The sequence below is a fragment of the Kineococcus glutinatus genome, from assembly GCF_039542765.1.
Lineage (GTDB): Bacteria > Actinomycetota > Actinomycetes > Actinomycetales > Kineococcaceae > Kineococcus_A > Kineococcus_A glutinatus.
In genome coordinates this window covers 1-7,713 of sequence record NZ_BAABIL010000519.1, presented here as the reverse complement: position 1 = coordinate 7,713, position 7,713 = coordinate 1, and the positions used below count along the sequence as shown (strand labels likewise).

8 protein-coding genes are annotated in these 7,713 nt (G+C 74.4%); all 8 read right to left on the bottom strand.

Annotated features, from left to right (window positions below; genetic code table 11):
• The coding region (locus tag ABEB16_RS17445; protein ID WP_345713494.1) for a copper transporter at positions 1-838 on the bottom strand (838 nt) is incomplete at its 3' end.
• A gap of 31 nt (positions 839-869) precedes the next feature.
• Positions 870-2,132: a putative cytokinetic ring protein SteA gene (gene steA / locus ABEB16_RS17440; RefSeq protein WP_345713493.1), complete on the bottom strand. Its 1,263-nt coding sequence runs from the start codon at positions 2,130-2,132 to the stop codon at positions 870-872.
• Positions 2,133-2,149: 17 nt separating this feature from the next.
• Entirely contained in the window at positions 2,150-3,952 is a 1,803-nt protein-coding gene (recN, locus tag ABEB16_RS17435) for a DNA repair protein RecN (protein ID WP_345713492.1), read from the bottom strand.
• Positions 3,953-3,992: 40 nt separating this feature from the next.
• Positions 3,993-4,898 carry an NAD kinase gene (locus ABEB16_RS17430; RefSeq protein WP_345713491.1) on the bottom strand — a complete coding sequence of 302 codons (906 nt, stop codon included), beginning with the start codon at positions 4,896-4,898 and terminating at the stop codon, positions 3,993-3,995.
• Positions 4,895-5,707, bottom strand: a complete 813-nt coding sequence (locus ABEB16_RS17425; RefSeq protein ID WP_345713490.1) for a TlyA family RNA methyltransferase — start codon at positions 5,705-5,707, stop codon at positions 4,895-4,897. Before ABEB16_RS17425 ends, ABEB16_RS17430 begins: the two co-directional genes overlap by 4 nt.
• Before the next feature lie 4 nt (positions 5,708-5,711).
• Positions 5,712-5,903 carry a hypothetical protein gene (locus ABEB16_RS17420; protein ID WP_345713489.1) on the bottom strand — a complete coding sequence of 64 codons (192 nt, stop codon included), beginning with the start codon at positions 5,901-5,903 and terminating at the stop codon, positions 5,712-5,714.
• Between the two features lie 9 nt (positions 5,904-5,912).
• Positions 5,913-7,025 (bottom strand): HAD-IIA family hydrolase, encoded by a 1,113-nt coding sequence (locus ABEB16_RS17415; RefSeq protein ID WP_345713488.1) that lies wholly within the window; start codon positions 7,023-7,025, stop codon positions 5,913-5,915.
• Entirely contained in the window at positions 7,022-7,465 is a 444-nt protein-coding gene (locus ABEB16_RS17410) for a tetratricopeptide repeat protein (RefSeq protein WP_345713487.1), read from the bottom strand. Before ABEB16_RS17410 ends, ABEB16_RS17415 begins: the two co-directional genes overlap by 4 nt.
• Positions 7,466-7,713: the final 248 nt, after the last annotated feature.

Genomic DNA, 7,713 nt, shown 5'->3' with positions numbered 1-7,713 from the left:
GCACGACGCTCACCCGCCCCATCGGCACGTCGGCGTCGTCCACGGTGCTCACGGCCTCGGCGGCATCGGCGGCGCGCACGTCGGCGATGAGGCCCTCCTCGGCGCTGGCCTCGACGGCACCGGCCAGCACCACACCGTCGGACGCGGCGTCGAGACCCGTCAGCAGCGTCGTCAGCGACTCGGACCGCTCCTCCGTCTGCGCCGCCGAGGGCGCGGTGTCGGCCGGACCGGCGACGGCGACGGCGAGCGAGGCACGCTGGGTCAGGTCGCCGTCCACGTCGACGAGGCCGTTGTCGGCGAACACCGGCAGCACGGTGCGCAGCGGGTCCTCGGGCTGCGCCACCAGGGCCGGGTCGCTGGTCACGAGCGCACCGGCGAGGGCCGTGGCGAGGCGGGCGTCGGTGCTCTGGCCGGTGGACCCCAGCTCCGCCACGACCGCGCTGCGCACGTCGTCCTGCGCCGGGTCGGTCCACGCCTCGGAGACCGCGACCCGCCCGGTGACGCTCGCACCCGCCGCCGTCAGCCCCGTCGCCAGATCGTCGGCCAGCGAGGCCTCGGCCCCCGGCAGCAGGACCAGCACGATCGAGCGACCGGTGAGCCGGCCGGCGACGAGGGCCGGCTCCACGACCTCGGCCCACTCGTCGCGGGCGGTGATCGCCCGGTCCGCGCCGTCGAGCTGGGAGCGCAGATCGGCCTTCTCCGCCGTCAGCTGCCGCACCTGGTCGGTGATGCCGACGTCGATGCCCTCCTTGAGGGGTCCGGCGCCCAGCACGATGCCCACCGCCAGGGCGAGGAACACCGACACCAGGGAGACGAGGTGGTACCTGAAGTCGATCACCGTGCGGTCCGCCCCTCGGTCGCGACCGCGCTCACGGCTCGCCTCCCGCCCAGCCCGCGACAGGTGCGGCGCGCACCGTCTGCGGCGACGAGCCCGGCAGCCAGCCGGTGAGGAAGGCCCAGGCGTCCTCCACGCGAGCACCCGTGACCGCGAGGATCGCCTGCCCGGTGGGCGTCACCGCCAGCGCGGCCACGAGGGCGAGGACCCCGGCGAGGACGAGGACGAGGACCTGCACGTTGGAGATGCGGGAGCGGTACAACCGGGAGACGCCCTTGGCGTCCACCAGCTTGCCGCCCACCCGCAGCCGCGTCAGGAAGGTGCTGGCCATGCCGGCACGGCCCTTGTCCAGGAACTCCACGAGGGTGGCGTGGGTGCCGAGCGCGACGATGAGGGAGGCGCCCTTGTCGTCGGCCAGCAGCATGGCCACGTCCTCGCTGGTGCCGGTGGCCGGGAAGACCACCGGGTCGATGCCCAGGTCGCGAACCCGCTCCAGGCCGGGTGCGCGACCGTCGCGGTAGGCGTGCACGACGACCTCCGCGCCGCAGCGCAGCGTCGCGTCGGACACCGAGTCCATGTCACCGACGATCATGTCGGGCCGCCAGCCGGCCTCGATGATGGCGTCCGCGCCACCGTCGACGCCGATGAGCACCGGCCGGTACTCCCGCACGTAGGGGCGCAGCGTGACGAGGTCCTCCTTGTAGTGGTAGCCGCGCACGACGATGAGGACCTGCCGCCCGTCGAGTCGCGTCCGCACGTCGGGAACGCCCACGCCGTCGAGCAGCAGCTCCCGTTCCCGGCGCAGGTACTCCATCGTGTTGGCGGCGAACGCCTCCAGCTGCAGCGACAGCCCGGCCCGCGCCTCGGCCATCGCCTGCGCCACCGACTCCGCGTCGAGCAGGCGACCGCGGCCCACCACGTCCTCGCCGACGAGCAGCTCCTGCGCGCGCAGTCGGACGCCGACCCCTTCGGCGACCTCGGTCATGACCTGCGGTCCCACGTCGTCGAGCAGCGGCACGCCGGCCGCCACGATGATCTCCGGTCCCAGGTTGGGGTAGCGCCCGGAGATGCTCGGGGAGGCGTTGACGACCGCCGAGGGGCGGCACGCCACCAGCGCCTCCGCGGAGACCCGGTCGATGTCGATGTGGTCGATGACGGCGACGTCACCGGGTTGCAGCCGCTTCGTCAGCCGCTTGGTGCGCCGGTCCACGCGCGCCGGACCCACCGCCAGGTATCCCGCCAGCGCCTTGTCCGCCGCGCCGGGCGCCCTCCCCCGTCGGCGTCCACCCGCGCTCATCGATCCACGCCCCCGGCTCATCCGCTCGATCGTCGCATGCCCGCCGCGGCGGCTCGCGGCCCACCCGCCGCACGGGCACCGCCGCGCCGGGAGCGCGACCCGGTGGCCGGCGCGGGCACGTCGACGCGCGATGAGGCCAGCAGCTCGCGCGCGTGCTCCTGGGCCGCCTCCGAGTCGGACCGACCGGCCAGCATCCGGGCCAGCTCGCGCACCCGCCCGTCCTGGTCCAGCCGGACCACGCCGGATTCGGTGACGCTGCCGTCGTCGGTCTTGACGACGGTGAAGTGGGCGTCGGCGAAGGCCGCCACCTGCGGGAGGTGGGTGACGACGAGGACCTGTGCCGAGCGGGCCAGGCGGGCCAGGCGCCGGCCGATCTCGACCGCGGCGCGTCCGCCGACGCCGGCGTCCACCTCGTCGAAGACCATCGTGGGCACCGGGTCGGCACCGGCGAGGACCACCTCGAGCGCCAGCATGACCCGGGACAGCTCGCCTCCCGACGCGCCGCGGCCCAGCGGACGCGGCACCGCCCCGGAGTGCGCGGCCAGCAGCAGCTCCACCTCGTCACCGCCGTTCGGCCCGAGCGCGGATGCCGTCCGCACCTCCACGTCGATGCGGGCCCCGGGCATCGCCAGGTCCGCGAGCTCGGCCCGGACGCGCCCGGCGAGCTCCTGCGCCGCGGCGCGCCGGACGCCGCTGAGGCGCTGCGCCAGGTCCTGGAGGCGCTCGTGCGCCGCGGCCACCTCGGCGGCGAGGACGTCGGCGCGCCCGTCGTCGTCGAGTTCGAGGAGGCGCTGCGCCGCCTGTCGCGACCACTCCACGAGTGCGTCGGCGTCGGCCAGGCCCAGTGGCGCGGCACAGCGGCGCACGAGGCCGGCGAGCTCTGCGCGGCGCTCCTGCACGGCGGCCAGCCGGGCGGGGTCGGCCTCGACCCCGGCGGCGTAGGCCGCCACCTCGACGGCGAGGTCGGCCAGCAGGTAGGCGACCTCCTGCAGCCGCCCGGCCGTGGCGGCCAGCGCGGGATCGTGGTCGGCGGCGGCCGCCAGCGCTCGGCGGGCCGCCTCGACGCGGGCATCGGCACCCGCGTCGTCGGTCGCGTCCGGGTCCCCGACGAGGGCGGCGTGCGCGGCGGCAGCCGCCACGCGCAGCTGTTCCACGTGCGAGAGCCGCTCCTCCTCCTCCCGCACCTGCTGTTCCTCCCCCGGTTGCGGTGCGACCCGCTCGACGTCGGCGAGGGTCTCCCGCAGCTGCTGCGCCTCCAGGGCGCGCTCCCGGGCGTGGGTGCGCAGGTCGTCGAGCTCGGCACCCAGGCGCCGCCACCGCTCGTACTCCCCGGCATACCGCTCGAGCAGCTCCTGCACGGCCGTGCCGGCGAAGGCGTCGAGGACCCGCAGCTGCTGGGCGGGGGCGCGCAGGCGCAGCTGCTCCGTCTGCCCGTGCACCGCCACGACGTGCTCGGCGAGCTCCCCGAGGACGCTGACGGGAGCCGCGCGCCCTCCCACGTGGGCGCGGCTGCGCCCTTCCGCGGCCACCGAGCGGGCCAGCAGCATGACGCCCTCGTCGACGTCGCCGCCGGCCTCGCGGACCCGCTGAGCGGCCGCTCCGCCCTCCTCGACGACGAGGCGGCCCTCGACGACGGCGGTCGGGGCGCCGCGGCGGACGGCGCCGGCGTCGGCACGCGCGCCGAGCAGCAACCCGAGACCGGTGACGACCATGGTCTTGCCCGCACCGGTCTCCCCGGTGAGCACGGTGAGGCCGGCGCCGAGCTCCAGCCGGGCGTCGCGGATGACACCGAGCTCCCGGATGCGGATCTCCTCGATCACGTCGTCTCCCCGTCCCGGCGCTCCACGCGCCACCCGCGGCTCACGAACGCGGTCCCGGCCCGCGCCACCCCGCGACGGGGAGGCGGAACTTCGCGACGAGGCGGTCGGTGAAGACCCCACGCGTGAGGCGGGCAAGCCGCACGGGGTGCGCCGACCGGCGGACCTCGACGCGCGCACCGACGGGCACCTCGAAGGTGCGGCGCCCGTCGCACCAGAGCACGCCACCGTCGCCCATCCCCGGCAGAACCTCCAGCCCCACCGTGCTCGTCGGCGCGATGACCAGCGGCCGGGCGAAGAGGGCGTGGGCGCTGAGCGGCACCACGAGCATGGCCTCCACCTCGGGCCACACGATCGGGCCTCCTGCGGAGAACGCGTAGGCGGTGGAGCCCGTCGGGGTGGCGGCGATGCAGCCGTCACCGCCGAAGCGCGACAGGGGCCGGCCGTCGACGTCGACGACGAGCTCCACCATCCGCTCCCGGTTGGCCTTCTCGACCGACACCTCGTTGACGGCCCACGACGTGGCCACCTCGCGGCCCTCGAAGAGGATCCGCACCGCCAGCGTCATGCGGTGCTCGACCCGGTAGTCGCGCGCCACGACCCTGGCGACGGTCTCGTCCAGGTCTTCCCGCTCGCTCTCGGCGAGGAAGCCGACGTGCCCGAGGTTGACGCCCAGCAGCGGTACGTCCGTCTTCCGCACCAGCTCCGCAGCACGCAGGATGGTGCCGTCGCCGCCCAGGACGATGACCATCTCCGCGTCGCGGATGGCCGACTCCACGGCGCACACGTCGAGCATCGCCTGCTCTTCGGCGCTGAGGGCGGCGGCCTCCTCCGGCACCATCGCGGTGCGGATGCCGTCGGCGGTGAGCAGGCGCACCACCTGGGTGGCGGCGGCGACGGCCTCGTCGCGGCCGGTGTGGGCCAGCAGGAGCACCCTGCGCCCCGTCACGGAAGTCCCACCCGAGGGCCGGTGTCGACAGCGTGCCGCAAGTCCTCCTCGAGCAGACCGGGTGCGCCCGCGGCCAGCCACAGGAAGTACTCCACGTTGCCGCTGGGCCCGGGCAGCGGGCTGGCGGCCACACCGCGAACCCCCAGGCCGTGCGTCCCGGCGGCGGCGGCGACGTGGCGCACGGCGGCTGCGCGCTGCGCCGGATCGCGCACCACCCCACCACTGCCGAGCGCTTCGCGACCCACCTCGAACTGGGGCTTGACCATCAGGAGGTGGTCGGCTTCCGGGGCGGCACATCTGGCGAGCGCCCCGACGACGAGGGTGAGGGAGATGAACGAGAGGTCGGACACGACCAGGGTGGGCGCGGGGGCGACCTGCTCGGGTGTCAGGTGACGCACGTTCGTGCGGTCCAGGACGGTGACCCGCGGATCCTGACGCAGCCGCCAGGCGAGCTGCCCGTAGCCGACGTCGACCGCGACGACGTGTGCCGCACCCCGCCGCAGCAGCACGTCCGTGAAGCCTCCCGTGCTGGCACCGGCGTCCAGGCAGCGCCGGTCGGCGACGTGCAGGCCGGTGGCGAAGGCGTCGAGGGCGCCGATCAGCTTGTGGGCTCCGCGGCTGACGTACTCCTCCCCCGAGGCGGCGCCCGAGACGACGACGGCCTCGGCGGTGTCCACCTGGGTCGCCGGCTTGGAGGCGGCGACCCCGCGCACCAGCACGCGCCCCTCCGCGACGAGGTCGGCGGCGTGCTGGCGGGAACGAGCGAGGCCGCGTCGCACCAGCTCGGCGTCCAGGCGCTGTCGGCGCACGTCCTCAGTCCTCAGCGCTTGCGAGGCGCTCACGCAGCGCTCGGTCGATCGCGTCGAAGACGTCGACGTGGTCGTGCACGGGCACCGCGTCGAGCGCGTCGAGGCGTGCCAGAGCGGAGGTGAGTTCCTCACCGCTCCTCCTGGGTGCGCCGACGCGCGGCGGTGCGGGCAGCGGGTGGTGGACGGCCTCGGTCACGCGGCAACGCTACCTGCGTCCGGCGACATCCCCGAGCGGCACCGCTGAGTCGACCAGAGCGCTCGTCACGAAGGACGTGAGAGCCGAGACGTCGGGCTCCTGCCCGTGGTCGGTCGAGCTCCAGGCGGCGGCAGCGGCCGCACGGAGCAGATCGACCGGGTCCACGACAGGTGACGGGCTCGCCGCCAACCGACCACGGGTCAGGACCACCTCGGCGGCACGGCAGGACGCGCTGACCCGCCCGTCGGGACCGGGTGCGACGGTGACCTCCGGGTGGACCTCGAGCAGGCCGCCCAGGTCACGCGCGACGTAGGACGGGCGCTCGCCGGGGGAGGCGATGAGCAGATCTGCGACCCCGTGCACCCCCGTCAGCACGAAGAGGCCGGACATCCCCGCACGGCGGGCACCCTCCAGGTCGGTGTCGAGCCGGTCACCCACCATCAGCGGCCTGTGCGCACCGGTGCGACGGACCGCCTCGGCGAAGAGGGCCGGCTCCGGCTTGCCGACGACCAGCGGCTCGACACCGGTGGCGATGCGGACGGTGCCGACGAGAGCGCCGTTGCCGGGTGCCGGCCCACCTTGCACCGGCACGGTCGGATCGAGGTTGGTCGCCACCCACGGCAGTCCCGCCCGCACGGCCCTGGCCGCCTCCGCCAGGTGTCGCCACCCGAGATCGGGGGAAAAACCCTGCACGACAGCCACGGGGAGGTCGTCGAGCGCGTCGACGGGCAGCAGTTCTTCTGCGAGCAGTGCCTCCGTCAGCCCCTGACCACCGATGCGCAGTACCCGCGCTCCTGCCGACAGGCGGCTGCGGAGGTGGTGAGCCGCCGCCTGTGCCGATGTGATGACGTCCTCGTCATGACACGGCACATCAAGCCGCGTGAGGTGCTCGGCCACGACGGCGGGCGGCCGTGCGGCGTTGTTGGTCACGAAAGCGAGCCGCGCCCCTCTCGCCCGAGCGGCAGCCAGGTGCTCGGGAGCGCCCGGCACGGCCTCCGGGCCGATGTAGACCACGCCGTCCAGGTCGAGGAGGATGACGTCGTACAGCTCGGTCAACGGTGCTTCGGCGCCGCGTAGGCCCACGCCGCCCGCACGGACCGACCCATCCGGTGTGGTGCTCACGAACTCCCCGATGCTCGTCGGGCGGCCAGTGTGGCGCGTACCTGGCGCAATCGGTCGGCGTACTCGGCGCTGTGTGGTGCCATGGCGTGCGCCATGGCCAGGTGCTCCGCCGCCAAGCCGAAACGACCGAGCCGACTCAGGCTGAGCCCGAGACCAAAGTGAGCGTAGTCGGCGTCGGGGCGCCGACGCACCAGCCTGCCGAACGACTCGACGGCACCACTGAAATCGCCGGAGTCGTACTGCGCGCGAGCCAGCGTCTCGAGGACCGCCGTCGATGCGGGTTCAGCGGCATGTGCGTGGGCCAGCAGCGTCACCGCCTCAGCGGCGTCCCCTCGGCGCAGTAGTTCGGTTCCCCGCTGGACCCACTCATAAGGACTGCCGGCCGGAGTACCGGCACCACCGTGCGCCTGACCATCGTCTGGTCCTGCCCCCTCGTGCATGGCACCCTCCTCGGCTCGACACACCTGGGACTTCCCAGGCCGAGGGGTCCGGGAGTCGCCCTGCTGAGCAGACCATACGTACCGCAGACTACGACACCCTTCAGCGGGCGCGTTCAACCTGCACACAAACGCCTTATAGCCCCTCACCATGCCCGTGAAACGGAGGTACGGTGAGGGGCTATACAAGGGGTTGTTCGGCGGTGTCCTACTCTCCCACCCCCTGGCGGGGGCAGTACCATCGGCGCTGG